24 protein-coding genes and 1 pseudogene are annotated in these 21,726 nt (G+C 61.7%); 15 read left to right on the top strand and 10 right to left on the bottom strand.

The window, feature by feature from the left end:
* Window positions 1–107: 107 nt before the first annotated feature.
* The 4 genes from J2Y41_RS08965 (at window position 108) to J2Y41_RS08950 (ending at window position 4,985) form a co-directional block, all read left to right on the top strand.
* Window positions 108–779 (top strand): GntR family transcriptional regulator, encoded by a 672-nt coding sequence (locus tag J2Y41_RS08965; RefSeq protein ID WP_309928108.1) that lies wholly within the window; start codon window positions 108–110, stop codon window positions 777–779.
* A 663-nt stretch (window positions 780–1,442) separates the two neighbouring features.
* Window positions 1,443–2,810, top strand: a complete 1,368-nt coding sequence (locus tag J2Y41_RS08960; protein WP_309928106.1) for an MFS transporter — start codon at window positions 1,443–1,445, stop codon at window positions 2,808–2,810.
* Window positions 2,811–2,838: 28 nt separating this feature from the next.
* Entirely contained in the window at window positions 2,839–4,095 is a 1,257-nt protein-coding gene (locus J2Y41_RS08955) for an aminopeptidase P family protein (protein ID WP_309928104.1), read from the top strand.
* Window positions 4,096–4,181: 86 nt separating this feature from the next.
* The gene (locus J2Y41_RS08950) at window positions 4,182–4,985 is read left to right on the top strand and encodes an IclR family transcriptional regulator (protein WP_309928102.1); all 804 of its coding nucleotides are present in this window, start codon (window positions 4,182–4,184) and stop codon (window positions 4,983–4,985) included.
* Window positions 4,986–5,126: 141 nt separating this feature from the next.
* Here J2Y41_RS08950 and J2Y41_RS08945 read toward each other — a convergent pair whose 3' ends face one another.
* Window positions 5,127–5,606 carry a DUF4383 domain-containing protein gene (locus tag J2Y41_RS08945; RefSeq protein WP_224093452.1) on the bottom strand — a complete coding sequence of 160 codons (480 nt, stop codon included), beginning with the start codon at window positions 5,604–5,606 and terminating at the stop codon, window positions 5,127–5,129.
* 154 nt (window positions 5,607–5,760) lie between these two features.
* Between J2Y41_RS08945 and J2Y41_RS08940 the strand changes: the two genes are divergently transcribed.
* The 3 genes from J2Y41_RS08940 (at window position 5,761) to J2Y41_RS08930 (ending at window position 7,657) form a co-directional block, all read left to right on the top strand.
* A complete protein-coding gene (locus J2Y41_RS08940) occupies window positions 5,761–6,732 on the top strand; it encodes a hypothetical protein (protein ID WP_224093453.1) in 972 nt (323 codons plus the stop codon).
* A gap of 92 nt (window positions 6,733–6,824) precedes the next feature.
* The gene (locus tag J2Y41_RS08935; protein WP_309928099.1) at window positions 6,825–7,193 is read left to right on the top strand and encodes a metalloregulator ArsR/SmtB family transcription factor; all 369 of its coding nucleotides are present in this window, start codon (window positions 6,825–6,827) and stop codon (window positions 7,191–7,193) included.
* Entirely contained in the window at window positions 7,190–7,657 is a 468-nt protein-coding gene (locus J2Y41_RS08930) for an SRPBCC family protein (RefSeq protein ID WP_309928098.1), read from the top strand. Before J2Y41_RS08935 ends, J2Y41_RS08930 begins: the two co-directional genes overlap by 4 nt.
* Before the next feature lie 29 nt (window positions 7,658–7,686).
* Here the strand turns inward: J2Y41_RS08930 and J2Y41_RS08925 are convergent, their stop codons facing one another.
* Window positions 7,687–8,331, bottom strand: a complete 645-nt coding sequence (locus tag J2Y41_RS08925) for a LysE family translocator (RefSeq protein WP_309928097.1) — start codon at window positions 8,329–8,331, stop codon at window positions 7,687–7,689.
* A 102-nt stretch (window positions 8,332–8,433) separates the two neighbouring features.
* Here J2Y41_RS08925 and J2Y41_RS08920 point away from each other — a divergent pair, with 102 nt between their 5' ends.
* Window positions 8,434–8,889: an Lrp/AsnC family transcriptional regulator gene (locus J2Y41_RS08920; RefSeq protein ID WP_224165640.1), complete on the top strand. Its 456-nt coding sequence runs from the start codon at window positions 8,434–8,436 to the stop codon at window positions 8,887–8,889.
* A gap of 3 nt (window positions 8,890–8,892) precedes the next feature.
* Here J2Y41_RS08920 and J2Y41_RS08915 read toward each other — a convergent pair whose 3' ends face one another.
* Entirely contained in the window at window positions 8,893–9,351 is a 459-nt protein-coding gene (locus J2Y41_RS08915) for an Lrp/AsnC family transcriptional regulator (protein WP_223937668.1), read from the bottom strand.
* 338 nt (window positions 9,352–9,689) lie between these two features.
* On the opposite strand from J2Y41_RS08915, the gene gluQRS reads away from it, so the two are divergent.
* Complete coding sequence (gene gluQRS, locus J2Y41_RS08910) at window positions 9,690–10,577, top strand: tRNA glutamyl-Q(34) synthetase GluQRS (RefSeq protein WP_309928093.1); 888 nt, start codon at window positions 9,690–9,692, stop codon at window positions 10,575–10,577.
* 24 nt (window positions 10,578–10,601) lie between these two features.
* Window positions 10,602–11,723, top strand: a complete 1,122-nt coding sequence (locus J2Y41_RS08905) for a serine hydrolase domain-containing protein (RefSeq protein ID WP_309928091.1) — start codon at window positions 10,602–10,604, stop codon at window positions 11,721–11,723.
* A gap of 74 nt (window positions 11,724–11,797) precedes the next feature.
* Here the strand turns inward: J2Y41_RS08905 and J2Y41_RS08900 are convergent, their stop codons facing one another.
* Complete coding sequence (locus tag J2Y41_RS08900; RefSeq protein WP_224165637.1) at window positions 11,798–12,424, bottom strand: TetR/AcrR family transcriptional regulator; 627 nt, start codon at window positions 12,422–12,424, stop codon at window positions 11,798–11,800.
* 122 nt (window positions 12,425–12,546) lie between these two features.
* Between J2Y41_RS08900 and J2Y41_RS08895 the strand changes: the two genes are divergently transcribed.
* Window positions 12,547–13,335, top strand: a complete 789-nt coding sequence (locus J2Y41_RS08895) for an SDR family oxidoreductase (protein ID WP_224165636.1) — start codon at window positions 12,547–12,549, stop codon at window positions 13,333–13,335.
* A gap of 112 nt (window positions 13,336–13,447) precedes the next feature.
* On the top strand, window positions 13,448–13,984 hold the full coding sequence (locus J2Y41_RS08890) for a phosphohydrolase (RefSeq protein ID WP_224165635.1): 537 nt from the start codon (window positions 13,448–13,450) through the stop codon (window positions 13,982–13,984).
* Window positions 13,985–13,992: 8 nt separating this feature from the next.
* On the opposite strand, the gene J2Y41_RS08885 is transcribed toward J2Y41_RS08890, so the two are convergent.
* From J2Y41_RS08885 to J2Y41_RS08870, 4 genes are all read right to left on the bottom strand, one after another.
* Window positions 13,993–15,198, bottom strand: coding sequence for a type II toxin-antitoxin system HipA family toxin (locus J2Y41_RS08885; RefSeq protein WP_224165634.1), 1,206 nt, complete (start codon window positions 15,196–15,198; stop codon window positions 13,993–13,995).
* Window positions 15,195–15,449, bottom strand: coding sequence for a helix-turn-helix transcriptional regulator (locus J2Y41_RS08880; RefSeq protein WP_224165633.1), 255 nt, complete (start codon window positions 15,447–15,449; stop codon window positions 15,195–15,197). Before J2Y41_RS08880 ends, J2Y41_RS08885 begins: the two co-directional genes overlap by 4 nt.
* 127 nt (window positions 15,450–15,576) lie before the next feature.
* On the bottom strand, window positions 15,577–16,821 hold the full coding sequence (locus J2Y41_RS08875) for a low temperature requirement protein A (RefSeq protein ID WP_224093468.1): 1,245 nt from the start codon (window positions 16,819–16,821) through the stop codon (window positions 15,577–15,579).
* 26 nt (window positions 16,822–16,847) lie between these two features.
* A complete protein-coding gene (locus J2Y41_RS08870; protein ID WP_224093469.1) occupies window positions 16,848–18,161 on the bottom strand; it encodes an ATP-binding protein in 1,314 nt (437 codons plus the stop codon).
* 212 nt (window positions 18,162–18,373) lie between these two features.
* Between J2Y41_RS08870 and J2Y41_RS08865 the strand changes: the two genes are divergently transcribed.
* Together J2Y41_RS08865 and J2Y41_RS08860 are read left to right on the top strand one after the other, a co-directional pair.
* The gene (locus J2Y41_RS08865; RefSeq protein WP_224165632.1) at window positions 18,374–18,523 is read left to right on the top strand and encodes a hypothetical protein; all 150 of its coding nucleotides are present in this window, start codon (window positions 18,374–18,376) and stop codon (window positions 18,521–18,523) included.
* A gap of 29 nt (window positions 18,524–18,552) precedes the next feature.
* Entirely contained in the window at window positions 18,553–19,704 is a 1,152-nt protein-coding gene (locus tag J2Y41_RS08860) for a VCBS repeat-containing protein (protein ID WP_224165631.1), read from the top strand.
* Between the two features lie 50 nt (window positions 19,705–19,754).
* Here J2Y41_RS08860 and J2Y41_RS08855 read toward each other — a convergent pair.
* Window positions 19,755–19,889, bottom strand: a pseudogene (locus tag J2Y41_RS08855) (SDR family oxidoreductase); the annotation flags it as partial.
* A gap of 261 nt (window positions 19,890–20,150) precedes the next feature.
* Between J2Y41_RS08855 and J2Y41_RS08850 the strand changes: the two are divergent.
* Window positions 20,151–20,333 (top strand): hypothetical protein, encoded by a 183-nt coding sequence (locus J2Y41_RS08850; RefSeq protein WP_224093471.1) that lies wholly within the window; start codon window positions 20,151–20,153, stop codon window positions 20,331–20,333.
* A gap of 127 nt (window positions 20,334–20,460) precedes the next feature.
* Here the strand turns inward: J2Y41_RS08850 and J2Y41_RS08845 are convergent, their stop codons facing one another.
* On the bottom strand, window positions 20,461–21,267 hold the full coding sequence (locus J2Y41_RS08845) for a trypsin-like serine protease (protein WP_309928082.1): 807 nt from the start codon (window positions 21,265–21,267) through the stop codon (window positions 20,461–20,463).
* Window positions 21,268–21,726: the final 459 nt, after the last annotated feature.

Raw genomic sequence — 21,726 nt, 5'->3', positions numbered from 1 at the left:
GCAACTGATATATTAGAACTATTGCCATAGTATGTTGAAGATCACAAGGTCGTCAACAGGTCTGCGGCAATCCACCCAAACTGGATTGGCGACAACGGGAGAGAGCAATGAGCGCAGCATTGGAAGCACTGGAATCAGCTCCACAGGGTTCGTCCCTGGCGGAGAACGCCTACCTGCTCCTGCGCGACAGGCTCATCATGCTGGACATCAAGCCCGGCGACCCCATCAACGATGGCCAGATTGCTGCCGAGCTCGGCATTGGGCGCACACCCGTCCGCGAAGCCATCAAGCGTCTCGAAAGCGACCACCTGGTGGTCTCCTACCCGCGGCGTGGGACGTTTGCCACGGGCGTGGACATCACCCAGCTCGCTGAGGTCTCCGAGATCCGCGAGCTCCTGGAGCCACTCGCCTCCAGGAAGGCCGCCCGCATGGCCAGCGCTTCAATGCGTTCAGAACTCCGCGCTGTCGCTGGCGCAATTCGCGATCTTGAAGGCCAGGACAATTCCTCCCAGGAACTCATGCGCTACGACATCCAGGTTCACCGCCTGATCTACAAGGCCTCCGCGAACGCACACCTGGAAGACGTCCTGATCCGGTATGACAACCTGGCTACCCGCATCTGGTGCTACATGCTGGAACGGATGCCCTCCGTCTCAGGCCACATCTCCGAGCATGCGGAATTGCTGACAGCCATCGCCGATGGCGACGAAGACCGCGCCGCCGAACTTGCCCTGCACCACGTAGTCAGCTTCGAAGAGACGATCCGCAAGGTCCTCTAGAGCCCCCGCCGGCTCCGCCGCCGGCACGTTCTCTCACATCCAACGGTCTTTTGGCGGATGTTCTCTCACGTCCAACGGTCTTTTGGCCGATGTTCTCTCACGTCCGACGGTCTTTTGGCGGATGTTCTCTCATTTCCGACGGTCTTTTGGCGGATGCTCTCTCACGTCCGACGGTCTCTTGGCGGATGTTCTCTCAAATCCTGCGGCGGCGTCTGACTCGCTGTCACGCGCTAAAGCCCGACGTCGGCAGTCACCGTGGGTGTCCTGCGTCGGGCTTTCTTTATGAAAGTGAGAGAACGTCCCGCAATGGCCCGCAGGATGTGAGAGAGCGTCGCGAAAGGGGCCGTTGGATGTGGGAGAACGTCCGGAAAGGGGCCGTTGGATGTGAGAGAGCGTCGCGAAATGGGCCGTTGGATGTGAGAGAGCGTCCGGAAAAGGGCCGCTGGATGTGAGAGAACATCCGATGGACGGGGCGACTGGTGCAACTCAGTCGCTTCAGTTGCAACAACCACTGGATCGGGTTCGCGAGCGTTGAACATACCCGGAACGCTCAACAAGCCCCAAGATGACTTTTGAAAACACTCTTGACCGTGACGCGGCCCACACGTAGTCTGGTGCAACAGCGTTGCTTCTAATGCAACCCCAAATATTCTTGGTGGACACATGAGTAATGAACTTTCCTCTGTGGCAGCCGTTCCGGGAGATCAGTCCAATGGTGGACTCGGCACTTCTCCCGAAGCCGGCCCCATTCACACAGTCAGCAAGGACACGCGCCGACGCGTAGTCACCGCAAGCTTCATCGGCAACTTCGTTGAGTGGTTCGACTACGCCGTCTACGGATACCTGGCCGGCATCATCTCGACCGTCTTCTTCCCCGAGTCGGACCGGCAGACAGCCCTTCTCGCGACCTTCGGTGTCTTCGCCGTCAGCTTCTTCGTAAGGCCGCTTGGTGGATTCATCTGGGGCCACATCGGAGACAGGCTGGGCCGGAAGCAGGCGTTGTCGCTCTCGATCGTCCTGATGTCGGTGGCCACGTTCTGCATCGCCCTGATTCCCGGCTACGCCACTATCGGGGTCATGGCCCCGATCCTGCTGTTGCTCGTAAGGGTGGTCCAAGGTTTCTCCGCTGCAGGGGAGTACGCCGGCGCGTCCGCCTTCCTGGTGGAGTATGCGCCGTCGAATCGTCGCGGACTCTATGCCGCCGTCGTGCCTGCCAGTACCGCAGCGGGTCTCCTGCTGGGCTCCTTGCTGGCGGCCTTGCTGAGTTCAGTCCTGACGCCGGAACAGCTGAACGAATGGGGCTGGCGGCTGCCGTTCCTGTTGGCGGCGCCCATGGGCTTGATCGGCAGGTACATCCGCACCAAGCTCGAGGACACCCCTGCGTTCCGTGAACTGTCCGAGAAGGAGACCCCTGTCAAGGCTCCGGCCCTGGCGATGTTCAAGACCTACCGCAAGCAGCTCATCATCGCCACGGGCGCAGTGCTGCTGAACGCCGTCGGCTTCTACGTGATCCTCAGCTACATGCCCACATACCTGTCCGTGGAACTGGGCTTCGGAGCAGCGGAATCGTTCCTTGCCACCACCATCGCCCTGGCAAGTTACATCGGCTTCATCTTCCTGACCGGCATCGCGTCGGACAAGTTCGGCCGCAAGCGCATGCTCATCACGGCGTCTGTACTGTTCGTGGTGCTGACGGTCCCGGCGTTCATGCTCCTGGATACTCGCAACTTCCTGGTGATCGTGCTGGTCCAGATCCTGCTGGGCGGAATGCTGACCCTCAACGACGGCACCCTGCCGAGCTTCCTGGCCGAACTATTCCCGACGAAGGTCCGCTACACAGGATTCGCTGTCAGCTTCAACCTCTCCAACGCGTTGTTCGGCGGTACTGCGCCGTTCATGGCAACGCTCCTCATCGGCATGACCCACAATCAACTGGCCCCCGGCTGGTACCTCGTGGCTGCCGCCCTTGTTTCCCTCATCGCAGTCCTGTTCGCCGCCGAGACTTCCAAGAAGCCACTGCAGCAGGACTGAAACCAACCAACCCATTGAAAGGAACACCATGACCATCACCGAGAACGAGGCCATCAACGATGTGGCCAAGCTCGATCGACTCAAGGTCCTCAACAACGGCGAGAAGGTTTCCCTGACCTTCTCCGATGCAGAGTTCGAGCGTCGACTCGCCGGACTTCGCAACATCATGGCCGAGAAAGACCTCGACGCCGTCATCCTTACCAGCTACCACTCCATCAAGTACTACTCCGATTTCCTCTTCACCTATTTCGGCCGCTCCTACGGCATGGTGGTCACCAAGGATGACACCGTCACCATTACGGCAAATATCGACGCCGGTATGCCTTGGCGCCGCAGCTACGGCGACAACCTCGTGTACACGGACTGGCGCCGGGACAACTACATCCACGCCATCCAGGAAGTCCTGCGCACCCGCGGCATCAACCCGCGCCGCATCGGCGTCGAGGATGACTCCCTGCCGCTGGATAACCGCAACAAGATCCAGGCCGCATTCTCCGGAGCAACGCTGGTGGATGTTGCCCAGGCTGCGATGCGCCAGCGCATGATCAAGTCGGACGAAGAAATCGCAGTCATCAAGCATGGCGCCCGCATCGGCGACCTCGGTGGAGAGGCCATCCGCAGCGCCATCACGGCGGGAATCACCGAGTACGAGGTTGCTCTGATCGGCACCGAAGCCATGGTCCACGAGATCGCCCGCACGTTCCCGGACTCCGAAATCCGTGACACGTGGGTCTGGTTCCAGTCCGGTATCAACACCGACGGCGCGCACAACTGGGCAACTACGCGGAAGATCCAGGAACACGACATCCTGTCCCTGAACTGCTTCCCTATGACAAGCGGCTACTACACGGCACTGGAACGCACCCTGTTCTATGGCGAACCGGACGCCCGCTCATTGGAACTGTGGAACATCAACGTGGAGGTCCACAAGAGGGGCCTGGAACTCATCAAGCCCGGCGCGGTCTGCAAGGACATCGCCGCCGAGCTCAACGAGATCTACATCGGTCACGGGCTCCTGGCCAACCGCACGTTCGGCTACGGCCACTCGTTCGGCGTCTTGAGCCACTACTACGGACGCGAAGCAGGCCTTGAACTTCGTGAAGACATCGATACGGTGCTGGAACCGGGCATGGTGGTTTCCATGGAGCCGATGATTACGGTGTTGGACGGCCAGCCGGGTGCCGGCGGTTACCGCGAGCACGACATCCTGGTGGTGGGTGAAGACGGTGCGGAGAACATCACCAAGTTCCCGTTCGGCCCCGAGTACAACATCATCGGAGCCTAGGTGATCCGGCCGGTGGACGCAGTGCACGGCGTCCACCGGCCGAACCCTGTCCCTGTCCGTGAGCTTCAGCCAAATATAGTGAACCCATGACTCCCACGGAATCCAGCGACGTTTCAGGCAACGGCGAAGCCAAAGGTACCTCGGTCATTGTCAACGCCATCGCGGTCCTGCGCAGTTTCAGTGCCGAAGAGCCGCTGTTGGGGGTAACTGAAATCGCAGGGCGCATTGGCCTGCACAAGAGCACGGTCTCCCGCATCCTGGCCACGTTGGAGCAAGAGCATTTGGTGGAGCGCGACGTCGATTCGCGCAGGTTCCGCTTGGGGCTGGGAATGATCGCCATGGCGGGCCCACTCCTGGCGGAACTCGAAGAGCGGCGCGTGGCGTATCCGGTACTGCTTGAATTGACCGAGCGAACCGGGGAGACCAGCGCGCTCATGGTCTGGAACGGCACTGAATCCATGAGTGTGGAGCAGATCCCCAGCCGGCACCAGGTCAAGCACCTGGCCCCTTTGGGCGTGCGTTACAACGAGGCACTCAGTTCCTCTGTTCAGGTCTTCCTGGCCGCGGAAGACAAGGATCGCGTCCGGAATCTGCTCAGGAGCGGTGCGGTCACTCTTCCGGGCCTCGATGAAGAAGCCGTGGAGGCGTACCTGCAGCGGCTTGAGGACTCGACGAAGCGCGGCTGGACGGTGAACTTTGGCGAAACGTCCATCGAGGAAGTGGGCGTGGCCTCGCCCGTCTATGACCACAGGGGAAACATTGTGGCGTCCGTGCTCATCCCCGCGCCAAAGTTCCGCGTCTCGCAGGATACGCTTACGAGTCTCGGTGAAGCTTGCGCCGATGCCGCCGCCAAGGTCACCACGCGCCTTGGTGGGCGCGCACCACGCTGAGCCCCGCCGAGATGGCATTTAATGCCAATCCGAGAGCCAAGGATTGGCATTAAATGCCATCTCGGCCGAGACAAAAAAGAACGGCGACCGTCCCCACGAAGGGTCCGACCGCCGTCGTTCGTTGAACCGACGTCCGCGACGTTACATCCTCCGCCGTGCCGCCGTTGTCTCGTCCATGACATCCCTGCCCAGCCAAGCACCCAGACCGATCATGGCCACGCCAAGAACAAAGTGCAGCCAGTTGTCAGCGGTGTTGAACGGAACAAAGTTGGCGCCCGTTTCCTGGTTGATGATCAGGCCGTAGATCCACAGAACGAGATATACGGCGCCGCCACCAATGAGGAAGAGGCGAGCCATGCGTGCTGTCCTGGCCATGGCCAAACCGGCTACACCAAACAGCAGATGGACGATGTTGTGGAGAATGGATACTTGGAACACACCAAGCAGCATGGCGCCGGATTCATGTCCCGCGAAGGTCATGGCGCCGTAATTGGTGGTGATACCCGGGATGAAGCCCAGAACACCCACGAGCAGAAATACAATGCCAACGCCCATGGCGGTGTTGTGAAGAGTCAACCCCATCGCATGATGGTGTTCGGTGGGGTGCGAAGCGGTGGTCATGAAGTCCTCCCTTTCACGCAGTTACACGGCTCTTCTCATGGAGAGCCGTCCCGCGGCAAGGGTGTCGGAAAACCTTGCCGACGCCGCCATAATACTCCTGAAATGCCTCCAATTGCAGGGGAATGGCCAGTCAGGTGGCAGTTAGCATGGGTTCATGAGCCAGGCTCCCAACGGCGATTTCCAATCAATCTTCCATGACACCCGGGATCTCACTCCCTTCCGCGAAGGATATGTGCGCACGACCGTCCGTGGATTGGCCGACGGCGTGGGTGAAGTGTTGTCCGGCGTCCTGACTGGCCGGGATCCTGCCCGCCTTTCCGTGCTGGGCGATGTTCCCCGTTTGAAGCGCCTGTCCACCAAGCAGGCAAAGGCAATGCACGAGGCCGTTTTCACCTCTACTGAGCCTGACCGGCTGATCTCCCTGGGTCGGGTCTATCCGGGGTGGGCGGGCTTGTGTTACGTGATGGCGGGGCTGTTGGCGTACAAACACGGCGGCTATCTGCGGGCGTCTGAGTTGTTGCGGCGCGGCTTAACAACAAGGATCGACGACGACGCGAGCCAGTTCTCGGCTCTCTACCTTGGGCAGGTGGTCACCCGGGTTGAGGTGGCCGAACGCATTGAAGTCCCGGTCTTGTTCAGCGAGGAGTCCGTGTTCCTCGCGTTGGCCCATTGCCTTCGGGAGATGGGAATGATCGAGTCGGCGTTGGAAGCAGTGGTGGGTTTGCCGCCGTCGTTGCCTTCTGCTCTGGCGCGCTGCACCGCAGCGTTTGCTCTGGGCCGGCACCGGGATGTGGTGATGTGTACGGAGGGGCTGTTGAATACGGATGATCTCTCGGCGGCATTGCTCCTGATCCGGGCTCGATCGCAACGGGCGCGTGGCGACTTTGAATCGGCGCAGGCGGCGCTGAAGGAGGTCCTTCGGCGCAGGAAGACCAGCCTGGCCTTGCGCAATGATGCCCTCACGGACCGCGCCCTTCTGGCGTTGGACCAGGGCCGCCGGACCTTGACTCCCCGTTCCAAACGCCCCGCCCCGCCGGCAGAGCTGGAGGCCTTGGAAGTGATCCGCAAGGACGCCGAGATGCGCCGTTTGTGGGAGAACGACTTCAGGCAGCTAAGCGGGGAATAAGGCATTGTGCACGCCCTGATGCAAGCGTAGTCTTGTAATCAACCAAGTGATTGATAAAGCATTTGGTTGACAAAGAAAGGTCGCGCAGGGTTATGGATCCAGACGCTCTGGACAAGGCCTTCATGGCCCTTGCTGATCCCGTCAGGCGGGGAATCGTTGCCCGTCTGTCCCGGGGAGACGCAACGGTCAACGAATTGGCGGAGCCCTTTGCGATCACCAAGCAGGCCGTCTCAAAACACATCCAGGTCCTGGAGCACGCAGGGCTGGTGACCCGGTCCCGTGATGCCCAACGCAGGCCCGTGCACCTGGATGCAGCCGCCCTCGAAGAGCTGACGGCATGGATAGGCCAATATCGACTGATCGCCGAGCGTCGCTTCCGGCTGCTCGACGAACTCCTGGTCGAGTCCGGCCACGGGGTCCTCCAGGGGTCACAACCACAAGATGAAGAGGAATTGAAATGAGCAATCCAACAGCAATCACTGCTGATGACGGCGTTCCGTTCGTCGATACTGTCCGAGAATTCGATGCGCCAGTCAGCGCGGTATTCAAGGCCCACGTGGACCCGGATCTCCTGGCCAAGTGGCTTGGTCCGCGGGACGCGATACTGAACGTCACCGAATACAACGCCACCACGGGCGGCAGCTGGCACTACGAAAGTGGCCACGAAAACGCGATGTACGGATTCCGCGGGGTCTTCCACACCGTGGACACCGATGAGCTGATCATCATGACCTTCGAATTCGACGGGGCCCCTGGCCAAGTGGGCATCAGCACCACCAGGTTCGAGGAAACTGACGGTCGCACCAGGATCGTCGTCCACGAGGTCTACCCATCGGTGGAAGCGCGTGACATGGCCCTCGCCACAGGCATGAATTACGGCGTGATCGAAGGGTACGAGCGACTCGATGAGGTACTGGCCGCCTAGGTTCCAGCGGGTTCCGGGGCCGGCCCCTGCTACGCGCCCCGCATCAGGATGGGAAGGAGTTGCTCCGTCAACAGCACTGCTCCCAGCCCGATCATGATGATCCCGCTTGCCAGCGTCACCACGCGTGCTGCGCCTGGACGTGAAGCGAGCAGTTTCCGCGAGGTCAGTGCGACCCCGGTGTACACCAGGCCGGCGAGGATCACGAACGTTAATCCCAGCAACCCGGACTGAACAGGAACAGGCAGTGCGGCTTCCGGGCTGACGAATTGCGGCACCAGCGCCACAAAGAACAGCAGGCCTTTGGGGTTGATGCCGCTGGTGCCCATGCCTTGGAAGAACGTGCGGAGCTGGTTTCCGGACTGCACGACGGCGCCTTCCGCACTAAAGCTGGCCCCTCGCCAGGAACGGATGGTCCCGAAGCCAAGCCACAACAGGTACGCGGCGCCGGCAACCGTGAGCCACCCCAGCAGGCCTGGCACTCCCGCCAGCAGGGCTGCCAGACCTGCCGTCATGAGCACGGTGTGAATCACATATCCGCTGCATAATCCGGCGACAGCGGGCACGAAGCTGCGCTGGCGAAGTCCAGCCGAGATCGAGTAAGCCCAGTCGACGCCGGGGGTGCAGGCCAATGAGACTGCGACGAGCATGAAGGCGAGGAACAGCTGTGGGTTCACGATCTCTCCAGAGGGTTAGTGGTAGGAAAACTCTAAGGAAAATCGCCCGATAAGTGTTCCCTGATTTATCCCCAAAACCTTCAATCCGGGTAAGATCATTGCGTGATTGACCACATTGACAGAAGTATTTTGCGCCACCTTCAAGAGGATGGCCGAATGACCGCCACTGCCTTGGCATCGAAGGTGGGATTGACGGTTGCTCCGTGCCATCGCCGGCTCCGGGATCTGGAGGCTTCGGGAGTTATCCGCGGGTATCGCGCGGACGTCGATCCAGCAGCGGTGGGGCTCGGATTCGAGGCAATTGTGTTCGTCACGCTCCGGCAGGTGGAGCGCACCATCATGGCGGAGTTTGAGGAGCGCGTGACGGCAAGCCCCAACATTGTGGAGGCGCAGCGGCTGTTCGGCTCGCCGGACTACTTGTTGAAGGTCATCGCGGCAGACCTCCCTGCCTATCAACGCTTCTATGACGACGAACTCGCAGCCCTCCCGGCTGTTGAGCGACTCACTTCAACGTTGGTGATGAAGAACCTGAAGACCAATATCGGACCGCCGGTCTGAGCGCTATTCCTTCAGCAGCCCGGTTGTCCGGTAGGGAATCACTTCGCGTAGGAACATGCTGGTGGACGTACGCACGATTCCCGGGCAGAGCCTGATTTCCTCCGAGACGCGGTAGAGGTCATCCGGGCTCTTGGCAACCACCCTGATGATGAGATCGGTATCGCCCGCGGGTGCATGGCATTCGAGTACCTCAGGGATCTCCCGTAGGGCCGCGATGGCTTCGTTGAGGTGGCTTTGATCGAGTTCGGCGCTGACAGCGGCGGCCACACCCCGGCCAAGTGCCGAGGGCAGCACGCGGCTGCTGTTGGCGCGCAATGCGCCCGATGCCGTCATCCGCTCCAGCCGCGACTGGACCGTGCCGCGCGCCAGGTGAAGTTTCTGGGCGAGGACCATGATGGGGACGCGGGGATCCTCATCAAGCGCGGCGATGATCCTACGGTCTGTCGCATCGAGTTCCTGCAAAATGACCACTTCCTGTCTACAAATTCAACTGTGATTAGTCAGATCGACCACTCAATGCCATGTCTATTGCACCTACTGTATGCGTACTGTTGAAATGGTGACAACGAAGCAGGGCGAGGCTACCGCCGGATCCCGCAGGCAGCAGGCACCTGGAACACCACCCGGACCCCTGTACAGGTTTCCCGCAAGGAAGCAGCCGCTGATTGACTCTTGTTCACAGCATTGTCATTCTGCACCCGCCCGTCCTGACGGGCAGCACAGCAAGAGCCCCTGAGCCACCGGATCGTTGCGGTAGCTGAGGGGCTCTTGTGTTGTGCCCGGACGCATAGGCTTGGATCATGACGTCTGCCGGCCGCTTCGCCCCGAGTCCTTCCGGGGAACTGCATGTAGGCAATCTCCGGACGGCGATCCTCGCCTGGCTCTTCGCCAAATCGACTGGCCGCGACTTCCTGCTCCGTGTTGAAGACCTGGACCGTGCCCGGTCCGGCTCGGAAGCTGAGCAGCTCCGCGACCTGAAGGCCGTCGGCGTCAGTTGGGACGCCGCCGTCGTGCGTCAGACTGAGCGCGGACCGCTGTACGAGGACGCAATTGGCCGCCTGACTGTCCAGGGCCGCACCTACGAATGCTTCTGCACGCGCCGCGAAATCCAGGAGGCGCCGTCTGCGCCGCACTCTCCACAAGGCGCGTATCCGGGGACGTGCCGCAGGCTGTCCGAGGCCGAGCGCGAGATCCGCCGGGCGTCGCGTCCGGCCTCGATCCGCCTCCGGTCGGACGTCGCTGAGTGGGCTGTTGAGGACCAGTTGCACGGACACTACGTGGGTGTGGTGGATGACTTTGTACTGCGTCGCAACGATGGCGTCACGGCCTACAACCTGGCCGTTGTAGTAGACGATGCCGCCCAGGGAATCGACCAGGTGGTCAGGGGCGATGACCTCCTTCCGTCCACTCCGCGGCAGGCTTACTTGGCCACCCTGTTGGGCTTGCCAGTGCTGGAATATGCCCACGTTCCGCTGGTTATAAACCACGACGGCGTGAGGCTGGCAAAGCGCGACGGTGCGGTGACGCTTGGCGACCTCGCCGCCGTCGGGGTTTCAGCGGTGCGCGTGCGCGACCTCCTCCTTGAGTCGTTGGGATTGCCGGCAGGTTCCTTGCAGGATGCGGTGCCCGAATTCGACCCCGAAAGGCTGCCAAGGGAGCCCTGGGTGTGGAAAACGCCCAACGGCTGAAGGCAGGCCAAGTAGGCTGTCTGGATGCATTCACAGGTGATCGCCCCAGGTTTCGAATCCGTAGCCGGGCTCTTCGAAAGTTTCCTCGAACAAGACCCTGAATATTCCGCCCAGCTGGCGGCGTACCATCGGGGTGTCAAGGTGCTGGATATCAGCGGCGGGCCCCATACTCGTGCAGATTCAGTGACAGGTGTTTTCTCGTGCTCCAAGGGCATGGCAGGCCTTGTTATGGCTCTGCTCGCTCAAGACGGCGAGCTGGATCCCGACGCGGAAGTGGTCAAATATTGGCCGGAGTTCGGTGTTGAAGGGAAGGCCTCCGTCACTGTTTCCCAACTCCTTTCGCACCAGGCCGGTCTGTTGGGCGTCGAGGGCGGCGTGAGCCTTGAGGAAGTCAACAATTCCGAACTCGCGGCCGCGAAGCTCGCCAAACTTCCGCCCCTGTGGAAGCCCGGTGCGGCGTTCGGCTACCACGCCCTGACAATCGGCATTTTCATGGAGGAGCTGTGCCGTCGAATCACGGGTTCCAGGCTCCAGGAGGTCTTCGAACAGCGCATCCGCTCCGTCACCGGTGCCCACTTCTACCTTGGCCTACCGGATGCTGAGGAAGAACGCTTCGCGCCTTTCCGCTGGGCGGCCGACCCCACCTGGCCCTGGGTAGACCCCGCCAGCCACTTCGGATTGTCAGCCAATGCTGCAGAGGGCGACATCCTGGATCTTCCGAACATCCTCGAGGTCCGCGCCGCGGGTATGAGTTCGGTTGCAGGCGTCTCCAGCGCTGAGGGGATGGCCAGGATCTACGCTGCGGCGGTAACGGGGTTGGCCGCCGGCGGTCAGGACGCCGTCGCACCCTTCCTGACGGAGGAGACCATCCGCAGGGTTTCCGCTGAGCAAGTGTTCGGAATTGATCGCGTCTTCGGCGAGGCCGGTTGCTTTGCCACTGTCTTCATGAAGCCCCACAGCCGCATGCCCTTCGGCAGCTACCGCGCGTTCGGGCACGACGGCGCCAGCGCGGCTTTGGGGTTCGCGGACCCGGTGTATGAACTTGGCTTTGGATACGTCCCGCAACAGGCCGAGCCGGGAGGAGTTGGATGCCGCAACCTCCTGCTCAGTTCAGCCGTCCGGGAGGCAATTGCAGGGCTTTCGTAGTCCTGCCTGCGCCCTCACGCTCGCTGGCCCTCAGGCTGGCCGGCCCTCAGGCTGGCTGGCCCTCATCAGGCTGGTCAGGCGCCCGCTGTCTGTGAGAGCTGCGCGGCTGGAACTCCCGCCGCCATGCCGGCCCACAGGGTGTCAGTAGTGGCAGCAACAACGTCCTCAACACTGTTGCCGTCCAGTTGCTTGCCTGCTGCCAGGAGCGCGGCGCCATGCAAGCTCACGAAGCACACCATTGCCAGGGTTTCGGTGTCGCCCGGGGCCAAGGCCCCATCATCCTGTGCCTCCGCAATGAGGGCGCGGGCTACATGGATTCCTTGCTCGCCGATGTTCCGCAACTCGGTGCTGGACCCGGGGTGATGCTTGGTGGAATACATGACGGTCAAGAGCGCCGGGTGGGTGACTGCGAAGTCCACATAGGCAGTGGCCACGCTTGCGAAGCGCTGACGAAGGTCATCTCCGGCCTGGGAGGCAGCGAGGATCCGATGGTTCATTGATTCGAACCCAGCCAACGCCAAGGCGTCGATGAGGGATTGCTTGTCGCGGAAATGTTTGGCCGGGGCCCCATGGCTGACATTGAGGTCCCTGGCCAGCTGCCTGAGGGAGAGTCCGTCGACGCCGGCTTGCTCAATGGTTTCCATGGCGCGCTCCAGTAAGGCCTCGCGCAGCTTGCCGTGGTGGTAGGGCTGGTCCGTCATACCGATAGTCTAGCGGAGAAGTAGTCATTGACAACAATGTAGACAGTGCCTACGATGTTGGCATTGACTACATCGAGTCAGCGGGCTTCATCCGGAGCCGGCGCTTACAGATTGGACTTGCCATGACCATGACCTATTCGGGTACTACCGCATTGATCACAGGCGCCAGCTCCGGGCTTGGCGCTGAATTCGCGAGCCGCTTTGCCGCTCGAGGTTCCAACCTGGTCCTCGTAGCCCGCCGGGCAGACCGTCTCGAAGAACTGGCCGGGAAATTGCGCTCCGAGCATGGCGTAGCCGTCACAGTGCTTCCCATGGACCTGGGCCGGGCCGGTGTTGGCGCCGAACTCGTGGACGAAATGGCCAAGCGCGGAATCACCGTGGACACCCTCATCAACAATGCCGGGTTCGGAACACGCTCTCCCTTGGTAGAGGAAGATCCGGAAGTCATCGCTTCCGAGATCGCACTCAATGTGGCTGCCCTGGTGGATATCACCCGGGCCTTCCTGCCAGCCATGCTCTCTTCGGGCAAGGGCGCCCTGTTGAATGTCGCCAGCACAGCCGCTTTCCAGCCCATCCCCGGCATGGCCGTCTATGGTGCCACGAAGGCGTTCGTCCTCAGCTTTACCGAGGCCGTCGCCCACGAGGTCAAGAGTTCAGGACTTCGTGTACTCGCTCTCTGCCCGGGCGCCACCCGCACCGAGTTCTTCGATGTCCTTGGCAGCGAATCGGCTGCAGTTGGCCGCATGCAAACTTCGGCGCAGGTTGTGCAAACAGCGCTCAAAGCGCTGGACCGCCCCGGAACGCCGGCAAGTGTCGTGTCCGGCTGGGCCAACCGGATCGCCGCCGGTCTGGCGCAGCGCGTGCCGAGGGCGCTCGCAGTAGGCATCGCCGCCCGCGCCGTTCAGGAGTAGGACCTGTTCAGGAGTAGTGCCAGTGCCTGGGTAGGCGCTGCGAGGGACTTTACGGATAGCCTGAAGAGAGGTCCGATTCCTGTTCGGTGCCTACATCAATCCGGAGGCCCGCATGACCGAACCACGCTTCACCGTTGAGACGGCGAAGATACTCGCCGAGGTGGCCCACAACCGCCAAAAGGACAAGCTCAAGCGCCCTTATCGGGAGCATGTCCTGGCGGTGGGGGACGCGCTCGCCGACTTTGACGAGGACATCCGGATTGCGGGCTACCTTCACGACATCGCCGAGGATACTCCCATCACGCGGCAAGCCCTGTTGGACATGGGAGTGTCCGATCGCGCCCTCGCCATCATCGAACGTGTCACCCGCCGCTTCCACGATGACCCCGACGATTATGAAGCAGGAATCCGGTTTGTGGCCGAGGACCACGACGCCACCTTGGTCAAAATCGCCGATAATGCCCACAATTCCCTGCCGGAACGCGTCCAGGCACTGGCGGAGAAATGGCCCGACAAGCCGCCCATGACGCGCTACGCCGACGCCCGACCGGTGCTCTACCGGGCCGTGCCGCGTGATGAAGTGGCGCTGATCCTGCAGCGGGTGAACCCGTATCTGCTTCCGGAGCTCGACGAAATCGTTCCTGGGTAACCCGGGAGTCAGCCCTCCATCAGGCGCCGACGATGCTTGAGCTCCTTGGTCCACTCCTTGGTTTGCCTCGCCGCGAAGGGCGAGGCGCCGCCGTCGAGGTCGCTGATCAAGGAGCCGGTTGCTTTGAGGGCGATGTCTACCGAATGCAATGCCGCCCGTTCAGTCAGCCCAAGCTTCGCGGCCCAGGCGAGGAAGTGCTTTCGGGAGATACCGGTCTTCTTCCCGCCGACGGCCAACGCGAGCGTCTTGTCGCCGTAAACCACTGTGGAGGGAATGTCGTAGACCGGGGCGATGGTGAATTCGCGCGCGCCAAGAACCCCGGGCGCCTCCACCATGGAAACGTTCTTGGCGTGCAGATCCCCGTTCCCCGTCAGCCAGGCAAAGGCGAGTTGGATGACCAGATTCCGCAGTGCTGGAAGGCGGGCAGGGCAATGCCCGGCCAGCGCCGCGCAGACCTCGCTGAACGGAACACTGTACTTGTCCGCGGGGTACAGCCCCAGGATCTGGGCGCCGTCCTCCACCGCCAGCCGCAGAGGCGAGCCGTCGGCTGCGGTGACCCGATCAAAACGCTCCACCAGGAGACCGGCCCTGCCACCGACGTCGTGCACCAACTGCACGTTGCTCACCGGAATCCGCAGCCGGCGCGCATAACGGAACATCAGGAACTCGTTTTCCACCACAGAGGGGAACTCCGGGGCGTTGAGCTTAAGGATGTACCGCTTGCCAGCCTGCGCCACGGGCAGTGAAATCATCCCGGCAGACAACTTGTCCTGCACACCCGCCAGCGCCACGGGATCGATCAATCCGGAATCGCCCAGCAACGCATCGAAGTCCAGCGGCAGTTTTGAATCAAGCACGACGGCGGCGCCCCCTTCCGCCAGTGCCTCGCCGTGGGGGACCGTCTGGACGTCGCCCACTGCGTCGCCGCCCGCTGCCATGAGGAGGGCGAGTTCGTCGTCGGCGCTCGCCTTGACACTGCGCCGCAGGGAGTTGAGCCGCCGGCCCTCAGGCAGCAGGCCGGTGAAGTAGGGCGGTACTGCGCCGCTCGGCGTGAAAACAGGCTCGGCGCTCACAGGGAGCGTCGTTGCCACGGCGGGTAGGCCGGCGTCGAGGTACTTCGGAAGGTAGCTGAACTTGGTGCCGCCCTCATGCCGTTCGAGGCGCGCCGCGAGGATGCCCCGTTTGTAGACGTCGGCGATGCGGTGGAAGGTCATTGTGCTGGCTCGGAAGCTGTCCAGGAAGCGCCAGGCCTACCGGCTTGTTGGAGGGAAAGTTCCAGGCCGAGGGTGTCCAGCACTGCCACAAGGGGCTCAAGCTGGACTGTGCTCTTGCCTGTTTCCACGAACCGGACGAACCGTTCGGAGACGCCCGCGAGATCGGCGACGTCCTGCTGGCTCAGGCTCAATGAGGCGCGGCGGGCGCGGACTTCAGAACCGAGAGTTGCCATGAGGCTGTTGGCTGGCATGAGGTCCTCCCACTTCGTGAATCGGTACGAACGTGCCGATTCCCCAAGTTTGCACCCGGAAACAGCGGCAAATCAAGGCATTCCTGTGAAAAACCGGCACGAACGTACCGACTCCATCCGTGCACCCTCAGCCCGCCGCCGCCTCCAGCCGACGCAGGGCTGCTGCCCGTCCCTTGTGTCCACGGCGTTCATCGAAAATGATCGAGAGCCCAAGCACCACCATCATTTCCAACATGCAGAGGGGTACGGACGCGCCCGCTGCCGCCATGGCGATGCTTCCCGCCAAAGCGATCACCACCAGCGCTGAGCTCCAGAGAAGCTCCCGGTCCGGGCCGAGCATAATGCTGTAGAGCGTAGTCAGCGAGACCTTGAACAGGATGACAGGGATGGCGATCGAGGCGACCGCGCCAGCCGCCGGGATGTGTGCCTCATGATCGATGAAGTAGGCGGCAACGTGAAGTCCGGCGCCGGTTGCTGCGATAGCTGCGAAAAGGGGGAGGTGCCCGTAGCCGAAGATCCACGAGCGGTGCCGCTGTACGTGGAGGGCAGGACCTGAGGGCAGGATGAAGTAAATCCACCACAGGGCGAAGGCCAGGCCCGTCCCGCTCAAACCAACCAGCGCAGCATCCAAGGTCCAGCCGTGGAGGGCAACGATTGCGCGAAGCGTTTCAATGGCGCCGATCAGGCACTCGCCCAGGGCAATAATGGCCAGTAGACCGTACCGTTCGGCGATGTGATGGGCATGCCAAGGGGTACGGATCTTCCGTTCTGCGAAGTATGGCGCCGCCATCTCCAGGATGAACAACGGGGCTGCCATGAGGAAGGTAGTGGCGATGCTCGCATCGATCAAGAGGACTGCGACCCACCCCACTTGTACCAGTGCGACGTATTTTGCATACCGCAAACACGTTTCTCGGCGGGCAGGATCCTGGCGGGCGGCGCGCAGCCACTGGAAGATCAAGGCGACACGCATGATGATGTAGCCCAGCACCATGGTCACGTTGTCCACGTGCTTGCCTTCGATGATGGAGTGGAATACCGGCTCTATGCCCATGGCCAGGATCAGCACACCCACCATTTGGACCATGGTGACCACACGGAACACCCAGTCGTCGGTGTCGTAGGCGCTCGCGAACCAGGTGAAGTTTATCCAGGCCCAGATCACGGCAAACATGGCGAACGCGAACGCCAGGAGTCCTGGCCAGAAATGCGCCTCTGCAACAGCATGGGCGAACTGGCTGCCGGCAACCCCGAAGGCAATGACAAACGTCAGGTCGAAAAACAGCTCCAGCGGAGTGGCCGTGCGGTGCTTCTCGTGGGGATCTCGGCCGCCCATGCGGGCCAGGGCATGGCGAAGTGGGTTTGTGGACATGCGTCAAAGATTACCGTTGCCAAACTTTACACGCGCCCCAGCACATCGATGTCTTCGAGGAACTCCTGGTACACCTCGTCGCTCACCGTCGTGCGGGTATCGGCGATTGCGTCGAGGTAGTCCTGTGTGACCGGCCCCTTCCGTCCGTTCGACGAGACTGCGGACGACGCACCCGAAGCAGCACCGTCGTCGTACACGGCCTTTTCCAAGGCGCGCTGGGACGCGCTGCGCGCGGCAAACTCGATGTCTGCCGGCGAGAAACCCTGGGTGCGTTCCACCAACTGGGCAATATCGACGTCGTCCACAACGGTGGCGGGGATGAACCGCTGCCACATTGCTTCGCGGGCGTGGACGTCCGGCAGGCCGATGGGGATGACGTAGTCGAACCGGCCGTGGCGCAGGAACGCGGTGTCCAGGGCGCGAATGAAGTTGGTGGCGCAGACCAGGAGGCGGCCTGGCTGTTCGCGGAAAGCCGGGATGATCTTGAGGAGCTCGTTGGTGACGCCCTGCAGCGGCGACGGGGGATCGCCCGCGCGCTGCGAGGCGATCTCCTCCACTTCGTCAATGAACACCACTGCGTGTTCCAGCTCGGCGATTTCCAGGAACGTCTCCCGCAGCGCCCCGGCCAGGCCCTTGGGGTCAGAAGCCAGGCGCGACGGGAACACCTCCACGAACGGCCACTCCAAACGTGAAGCGATCGCCTTGGCAAAGGTCGTCTTGCCGGTGCCCGGAGGACCAAAAAGCACGACGGCGCGCGGCGGCACCACACCGTATTCGTCGGCGAGGTCCGCCTCAGCCAGCGGAAGGACCAAACGGCGTTCCAAGAGTTCCTTCTCGCGCTTCATGCCCGCCACGTTTTCCCACAGGTCGCGGGCCAGGATCCGGCCACCGAGAAGGCTCAGCGGTTCCAGCTCCTGGCGCTGCACGGGAATGGTCCGTTCGAAGTACCGCAGGTTCTTCTTCACCACGAAGCCGCGCCCCAGGAACGCTTCCACGCGGGTTTCGGTTTCCGGCATGAGCGCGGACAGCTTGTTGAGGCCGTGCGGAGCCATGCGGTTCTCGACGGCGGACAGCAGCGAAGTGCCGATGCCCCTGCCACGGAACTCCGTCAGCGTGGCGAGGAAAACGACCCAGCCTTGGTCATGCGCCGCACGTCCAACCGCGGCGCCAACCACTTGATCGCCCTGGACAGCCACCACTGCATGGTCCTTCTCACACGAGGCAAGGACCTCAGAGAGTGCGTACACGGGCTCAACACCATCAGCCTTGAGTGACTCCCAGAGGTGCAGGATGCCGTCAAGATCGGACGAATGGAAGTCCCTGATACGCCAGTTGGTCATGGGGTTTCTCCTGGGTGTGCTTGGTGGATCGCCGTTGATTCCTTGGAGTTGAGCATAGGGGAAGCATCCGCCCTGGGACGTTGCAGGCCCGTTGCGTTACGCAGCCAACACCCGACGGCGGCCTGTCGCCACCCGCTTTCGTCCCGGCGTCGTTTCCCGCACCTAAGATAAGCGCAACACCTGGCTGGGCCACGCCGTAAAGAGGGGGATCCGTGGGTTTGCTGATTGGCACAACGTTTGCTCCGCCCGCGGAAGCTGTCGACGCCGATGACCTCGTGATGTACTACGGCGATGGCCGCGGCGGTTGGAAGGGCGTCGAGACCATCGGCTGGGGCTGGAACATTTTCAACGGGCTCCACTGATTCAAGGCCCACTGAGGGGGAGGGCGAACATGTCACCAAAGAACTCGATCATCAAAAGCATTGCGGCGCTGTTCTTCGGTCCGGCGCTCGTTGTTTCGGGCTTCGTTTCCCCTGCCCACGCTGCGGATGCGTCTGGCGTGAAGATCTCCGGTGCACCTATTGTCGGCTCGGCGCTGTTCGTTCAGGGTGCCCAGGACTACTTTTCGGGCTGCGGAGGAGACGGGGATCCTGGCTACTCCGTCCAATGGCTCCGGGACGGCCAACCCGTAGACGGGAACCCGCTCTACAACCGGAATCTCTACGTCCTGGAGAAAGACGACATCGGCGGGCGAATCTCGGCAATAGTCAAGGCTTCGCCCGGCAAGTGCCCCGGCCAGGAACTGGTCACGGAAGCAACACCGGCCGTAGCGCAGGGACCGGTGCGCGCGGCTGGCTTCACCGGCCGTGGGGTTTTTGAGCTGCTTGGCCGTACCCATGGCGGCGCACTCATTTTGTACCTCGGTAAGGACAACGTCAAAGGGTGGAAGGAATCCCGCTATGTAGGTCCGGGGTGGGGCTTCTTCACCACGATCATCGCCCCGGGCGACGTGACCCACGACGGCATCGCCGACCTCATGGTCGAGAACACCTCGGGGACGCTCTACCGCTACCCGGGAACGGGCGACGGAGGGTTCCATACGCTGTACCCGCAAGCCACTTGGGAGTGGCAGCCGACGGTTCTTGCGATTGGACCAGGGGACTTCGACGGGGACGGAATGAACGATCTCCTCAGCGCAGAGACGAACGGCGACCTTTACATCTATCCGTCCAAGCCCTTCGGCAGCTGGAATCCTCGCGTGAAAGTCGGCCAAGGCTGGGACGTCATGGACCTGCTCATCGGGCCTGGTGACTGGGATGGAGACGGCAACGTGGACGTCCTGGCGAAAGACAAAGCCGGACGACTGTATCTGTATGGCGGTGACGGCCACGGTGGCTGGACCATGGTGCGCCAGATCGGCCAAGGCTGGAACGTCCTGACCATGGTTGGCAGTGCTGGCGACTTCAACCGGGACGGTTTCAATGATGTCCATGGCGTGAATGCCGCCGGCGATCTGGTGATGTACTACGGCGATGGTCGCGGTGGTTGGAAGGGCATGGAGACTGTCGGTTGGGGCTGGAACATCTTCAACGGGCTTTACTGAAACGCCACGTCAAACCAGCCCCAACCGAGGCAGTCCCAATCACAGCGCCCCTACTGAACCGGCCTTAGCCGCAAACCCTGCATGCCGCCGTCGACGGCCAGGGAGGTTCCCGACGTCGAACCGGACAGCGGGCTTGCGAGGTAGGCGACCGCGCCTGCAACCTCGGCAGGGTCCACCATCCGGCCTGACGTGGCTCATTTGCTCAGTGCGTGAGTTTTGGACTCCGGATGGCATCGAGAATGGCTTGTTGCTCGTTGGCGATGTCGGGTGCGAAGGTCTGCGTGTGCCGTTGATGGTGATGGTCGCTGAGCGCCAGATGCCGTCCGCACCCTCCTGATCAATGCCACACCGTGACACTAGATCAAGTTCCATCAGTGCGTGAAAAACTGTACATCCGCAAACATCACCACAGGTCAGCGGCCTGCCGCTCCGCGAGACCACTGCCCGTGAGCCAACTCAGGCCCGAAGCGATTCCTGGGGTGGAGGCGGCGGCGAGGGAGCACCGGCAGGCCGGGCATCGTCTGGATAAGACCGTTGCGGCTGCGAAAGCGGCAGGCGCTTCCTGGACGGATATTGGCCGGGCAGCTGGCATCAGCCGCCAAGCTGGGCAGGTTGCCGTGACGAATTGACAGCACATTAAATGGATATCCTCCTAGCTGCTGCATTGGTTTTCTGAGCAACCAGGAGGACATCCCATATTTAGTTTGTATTAGCGAGCAAACACGTTTGCCCAGCTACCGCTTCCGGAGACTCCCACTAGTCCAGGATCAGCTGCACACCATCGGCGGCTGTGAGTACGGGCGGGAGCTCGTTGCTCGGGCTTGGAGGCATCAATTCTTCCTCTGAAACTGTCCCACGAGCTGCGTACGCTGGCCAGAAGTTCATGCTCGCTCCCCACTGACTCAAAAGAGTGTCTATGGGGATGTAGCAACCGAGAACGGAACCGTTGTAGTTAAGGGCCCCGACGGGCATGCCAACAGCTCGCAGACCTTGGCTGTCCTGTCGCCAAACGGGACCGCCGGAATCACCTCCGGCTCGGGCATAGTTGGCGCAGTAGACGTAAACTCCGTTCCAATCCAAAAAGCGGTATTGGATCGTTCCTTCAGTCCAGCCTGTTGTATTGCCCATCTTGCCGACCGCAGTGCCGAGAGTCTGATCAGCACTGGGCATCTTTCCCGTTACATGTCCGCTGCCAGGAGCATTCCCTGTCTTCGGATCAACAATGGTCTGGTACACGTCGACGCCGGCGTCGGGTCGAACGAGCCCGGAGTCACCGTCAGTGCCGTTGTTCTTTCGGTACTCCAGCGTGCCGAACTGGGCGCCCGTGCCGGACACCCGTTCGCCCACAGAAAAGCAATGGCCAGCCGTCAGGATAAAAGTCCCGCTCGTGCCGTTAATGACATAACTGCCGGTACACCAAGGCGAAGTGCCTTTGTACATCGGGTGACCAGCCAAATAGTTGTACCACCCTGCGTGAGCCGGCTGCACGCCGATCACAACGACAAAAAGTGCCGCAATCAGGGCCGAGATCCCAGAGATCCCGCCCTTGATTAACTTCCGCATATTGCCCCCATAATTGAGATTTGGTTGTCGACCACGCCGACTGGAGCAGACTCTAACCTGTTCCTCAGACAATCTGGCTTCGCCACGCCTTTTGCGATCTGGAGCCGCCGTCGTAAGGAAAATACAAGGGCGGAAAGCGGGAGTAACGGGCTCGCTGTTTCTGCCGGTGAACTCGCCTAGGACGCCGCAGCAATGGGAAACTGCTCAATACTGCTTCGCGTGGGCGGGAATTGGCTGGCTAAGTGAAGCCGACGATTCTTCCTCTAACGAAATGATGTTCTGCTGAACGTGCCTCGCGACGTTCGGCGTCCTGTTGCTGTCGAATCGCAAAACAAGTTCATAGGGCGTGACAAACGAGAATCACTTTCCGGATACTCTCCAGCACTCCTTCGGTCAAAGATTTCCGAATCTCAAAATCTATGCCAGATTAAAGGGGTTTAGCGTCCCTGGGGTTCATCC

Origin of the sequence: Arthrobacter sp. 1088 (assembly GCF_031455315.1) — a bacterium.
Taxonomy (GTDB): domain Bacteria; phylum Actinomycetota; class Actinomycetes; order Actinomycetales; family Micrococcaceae; genus Arthrobacter.
The sequence above is the reverse complement of the archived record's forward strand: the minus strand, read 5'-3'. Positions and strand labels throughout refer to the sequence as shown.

Coding starts and splice junctions, on each gene's coding strand:
- J2Y41_RS08930 (WP_309928098.1), top strand. CDS start 7,190: ATGAGCAATCCAACAGCAATCACTGCTGATGACGGCGTTCCGTTCGTC.
- J2Y41_RS08870 (WP_224093469.1), bottom strand. CDS start 18,161: ATGACCAACTGGCGTATCAGGGACTTCCATTCGTCCGATCTTGACGGC.
- J2Y41_RS08890 (WP_224165635.1), top strand. CDS start 13,448: ATGACCGAACCACGCTTCACCGTTGAGACGGCGAAGATACTCGCCGAG.
- J2Y41_RS08945 (WP_224093452.1), bottom strand. CDS start 5,606: ATGACCACCGCTTCGCACCCCACCGAACACCATCATGCGATGGGGTTG.
- J2Y41_RS08965 (WP_309928108.1), top strand. CDS start 108: ATGAGCGCAGCATTGGAAGCACTGGAATCAGCTCCACAGGGTTCGTCC.
- J2Y41_RS08960 (WP_309928106.1), top strand. CDS start 1,443: ATGAGTAATGAACTTTCCTCTGTGGCAGCCGTTCCGGGAGATCAGTCC.
- J2Y41_RS08885 (WP_224165634.1), bottom strand. CDS start 15,198: ATGACCTTCCACCGCATCGCCGACGTCTACAAACGGGGCATCCTCGCG.
- J2Y41_RS08895 (WP_224165636.1), top strand. CDS start 12,547: ATGACCATGACCTATTCGGGTACTACCGCATTGATCACAGGCGCCAGC.
- J2Y41_RS08950 (WP_309928102.1), top strand. CDS start 4,182: ATGACTCCCACGGAATCCAGCGACGTTTCAGGCAACGGCGAAGCCAAA.
- J2Y41_RS08935 (WP_309928099.1), top strand. CDS start 6,825: ATGGATCCAGACGCTCTGGACAAGGCCTTCATGGCCCTTGCTGATCCC.
- J2Y41_RS08860 (WP_224165631.1), top strand. CDS start 18,553: ATGTCACCAAAGAACTCGATCATCAAAAGCATTGCGGCGCTGTTCTTC.
- J2Y41_RS08955 (WP_309928104.1), top strand. CDS start 2,839: ATGACCATCACCGAGAACGAGGCCATCAACGATGTGGCCAAGCTCGAT.
- J2Y41_RS08880 (WP_224165633.1), bottom strand. CDS start 15,449: ATGCCAGCCAACAGCCTCATGGCAACTCTCGGTTCTGAAGTCCGCGCC.
- gluQRS (WP_309928093.1), top strand. CDS start 9,690: ATGACGTCTGCCGGCCGCTTCGCCCCGAGTCCTTCCGGGGAACTGCAT.
- J2Y41_RS08940 (WP_224093453.1), top strand. CDS start 5,761: ATGAGCCAGGCTCCCAACGGCGATTTCCAATCAATCTTCCATGACACC.
- J2Y41_RS08900 (WP_224165637.1), bottom strand. CDS start 12,424: ATGACGGACCAGCCCTACCACCACGGCAAGCTGCGCGAGGCCTTACTG.
- J2Y41_RS08845 (WP_309928082.1), bottom strand. CDS start 21,267: ATGCGGAAGTTAATCAAGGGCGGGATCTCTGGGATCTCGGCCCTGATT.
- J2Y41_RS08905 (WP_309928091.1), top strand. CDS start 10,602: ATGCATTCACAGGTGATCGCCCCAGGTTTCGAATCCGTAGCCGGGCTC.
- J2Y41_RS08875 (WP_224093468.1), bottom strand. CDS start 16,821: ATGTCCACAAACCCACTTCGCCATGCCCTGGCCCGCATGGGCGGCCGA.